Consider the following 2,813-nt stretch of genomic DNA (forward strand, 5'->3'; position numbering starts at 1 on the left):
TGGCCGTGAGCCTGGGAATCGAAGCCGCCAAGAAGAGGAACAGCACCTACTTCATCAAATGCCACGACCTCATCCAGCAGCTGAGAAAAGCCAACGAAGAAAATCGGCTGGAAAACCGTTTGAAGAACTACAGCCGGTACAAGCTGCTGATCATCGACGAGATCGGATATCTGCCGATCACAAAAGAAGAGTCGAAACTGTTCTTTCAGCTGATCGACAAACGATACGAACAGAAAAGCACGATACTGACAACCAATATCGGCTTTGGCGAATGGGACGAGATATTTCAGGACCCCGTTATGGCCAATGCGATCCTGGACAGGATCCTGCATCATGCGCATGTCGTGTCCATTACCGGAAAGTCTTACCGTATGAAAGACCATATCAAGAAGAAGCCGCACACCGAACAGGAATAAAGCAATTGGTCAAAATCGAAAGAAGGATCGAAAAGATCCTTCAGTATCTTTCAAACAAAATTGAGCATTTTTATCTCATCGAATTTGTACATTTTTAACTTGACATCTACAGACAGAAAAGTATCCTATAATTCTTTCACACAATGGAGTCCGAAATCTCCATGAGCAAGGAATTACTGGAAAAGGAGTCAACATCGCTATCATTGACCAGCCTTTTGATCCAAATCATATAGAGTATGAAGGAAAGATCAAGGAATATGAAATTTACAATACGTATCCCAAAGGGATCAGCGTGCATGGACCGGCTGTCACATCTATAGCTGTCGGAGAAAACTGCGGAGTCGCACCAGATGCCAATGTTTACTATATTGGTCTAAGCTACAAAGATAAAAATGGCCAAGCAGATTTAAAATATATTGCGGAAACGATCAATCATATTCTTGAAAAAAATGATCATATGGAAAACCCAATTCGCGCTATTTCTATTTCACTAGGCTTCATGCTCGGCGATAATATAGAAGGCATACAGGAATGGTATGATGCGATCGAGCGTGCCAAAACTATCGATATTGTTTGGATGGACTCACCCGAGAACTTCAATCGGATCCGAATGAAATAGATTCTTGGACACATAAAAACGATTTAAGAGGAAATGTGATCCTTGTACTAGAAGATGCAAGATATGTGGCTGGATACGGATCTTCTGACGATTATTGCTTTTTTAGTGTAGGCGGAGCAAGCTGGCTGCCACCATGGCTTGTCGGGCTATACGCTTTATGTTTACAGGTCGATCCCGATCTCGATCCGGAAACCTTTTTAAATATACGTATGATACAGGATATTCGAATGGAAGCATGCAGAAAATCGCAGATCCGCAAAAACTGATCGAAAATATATAAATACAATATGAATCCTGTATTCTCTTCTCCAAATAACCAGGACGGTTGACATCAGCAATCAACCGTCTTTTTTTCAAATCATTCGAAACGATAGAATTTGAACTAAGTAATGAAAGCTTCAAAACCTCTCGAATATTTTTTTACCCATTCTTAACTTTTTTTATATGGTTCTTCTTAGAATACTTTTCTACTTGGGTTTTTCTTGGTTTCTTAATTAGAAAACTGAAGATATTGGATCCAGCAGGCTTGGATCATCGAAGCGTTTTTATAGTCCTCGATCGATCGATAATATTCAGTCAAGAACGGATAGAGGATCATTTCGAGTTCGACATCCCGAAAGTCAGGCAGTTGATTTAAGAGGCGTTCAATAAGAAGAGCAGGAAGCAGCTTGTTTTCGATTCTTTTTTCAAGTAGAACAAAAAACTGCTGGATAAAGTCTATTCGTGGACTGGATGAAAAAAGAGCGCGGAATTCGAGTATGGCTTGACGGGCTTCTTCAAGGTTTCCAAGTTTATAGTTTGCGTAGGCTAAAGTGATATAGATATCTGGAAACTTGCTGCCGGCTTTTTTAGCTTTTTTGGCTTGAAAAAGAGCGATTTCATATTTTTCTTGGATGAGCGAGCACCACGAAGAACATTCATATAATTTTATAATAATTCTTTTTTCCTCTATTTGAGACTGAATATTTTCTAGATTTTTGTATATATTTTCTGCTAGTGGATAAAGACCAATAGTCGAATAGGTATTTGCTTTGTTTAGTTTATAATGAATCAATCTCCGATAAGCGCCCGTTTTTTCAAGGGAACGTTCGCATTCTTCAAAATACTGCAATGCATTCATATTGCTGGATGTTTTCTGCTTTAAAATCAAATGATATAAGATCAGACCTTTTAAGTTTTGCGAATTGATCGAGTTGCAGTAGCTCAATGCGGTATGCAACGCTTGTATTTGTGTTTTCAAGACTTTTTTATCCATTGAATAAATCGAAACTCCATATAAATCATACAGGACGGCTAAATGATAATGATCTTGAAAATAATCGAATCAATCAGTTCCTTAATTTGTTCCATGCAGTCTATATCTAAAAAATTATCGTAAAGTCCCTGTAAAAGCCGTATATGGAAATAAGCAAACGAATGGAGATATTTTGAATTATCCAGGATTGGTTTTATTTCATAAGCCATGGATTCATAAGTCATCATCAAAAAAGCATGGACACTTTTCCTGTTCCAGGACTCTACTTCTTCAACGAGATCTGGATCAAACGAAAAGCGGAAATCCTCATCGATCTTTTCGAAAAAAACAATCACTTTTTTAAATGTTTTTTCGTCCATTTCCTGTTTCCCGGCCTCGATTTTGCTCAAAGAACTGTTCGGGATTTGAATGGCTTTGGCCAGGTTTTGTTGAGAAACTTCATAATATTTTCTTAAATGTTGGGTATAAATACGGTAAAACCTTGAATAATCGAACATTTTCTATCAAACTCCATTTCTTTTCG

5 protein-coding genes are annotated in these 2,813 nt (G+C 38.1%); 3 read left to right on the top strand and 2 right to left on the bottom strand.

Going from position 1 to position 2,813, the window contains the following annotated elements:
* The 3 genes from BO225_RS11755 to BO225_RS11765 form a co-directional block, all read left to right on the top strand.
* On the top strand, positions 1 to 416 hold a 416-nt coding region (locus BO225_RS11755), incomplete at its 5' end, for an ATP-binding protein (RefSeq protein WP_158023842.1).
* A gap of 172 nt (positions 417 to 588) precedes the next feature.
* The gene (locus tag BO225_RS11760; protein WP_269843907.1) at positions 589 to 1,035 is read left to right on the top strand and encodes a S8 family serine peptidase; all 447 of its coding nucleotides are present in this window, start codon (positions 589 to 591) and stop codon (positions 1,033 to 1,035) included.
* A 35-nt stretch (positions 1,036 to 1,070) separates the two neighbouring features.
* Positions 1,071 to 1,301 carry a hypothetical protein gene (locus BO225_RS11765; protein ID WP_076342389.1) on the top strand — a complete coding sequence of 77 codons (231 nt, stop codon included), beginning with the start codon at positions 1,071 to 1,073 and terminating at the stop codon, positions 1,299 to 1,301.
* A 224-nt stretch (positions 1,302 to 1,525) separates the two neighbouring features.
* Here the strand turns inward: BO225_RS11765 and BO225_RS11770 are convergent, their stop codons facing one another.
* Both BO225_RS11770 and BO225_RS11775 read right to left on the bottom strand, forming a co-directional pair.
* On the bottom strand, positions 1,526 to 2,290 hold the full coding sequence (locus tag BO225_RS11770; RefSeq protein WP_076342390.1) for a hypothetical protein: 765 nt from the start codon (positions 2,288 to 2,290) through the stop codon (positions 1,526 to 1,528).
* 38 nt (positions 2,291 to 2,328) lie between these two features.
* On the bottom strand, positions 2,329 to 2,787 hold the full coding sequence (locus tag BO225_RS11775; RefSeq protein ID WP_076342391.1) for a helix-turn-helix domain-containing protein: 459 nt from the start codon (positions 2,785 to 2,787) through the stop codon (positions 2,329 to 2,331).
* Between the last annotated feature and the right edge of the window lie 26 nt (positions 2,788 to 2,813).

The sequence above is a fragment of the Dubosiella newyorkensis genome (assembly GCF_001945605.1).
GTDB classification, from domain to species: Bacteria; Bacillota_I; Bacilli_A; order Erysipelotrichales; family Erysipelotrichaceae; genus Dubosiella; species Dubosiella newyorkensis.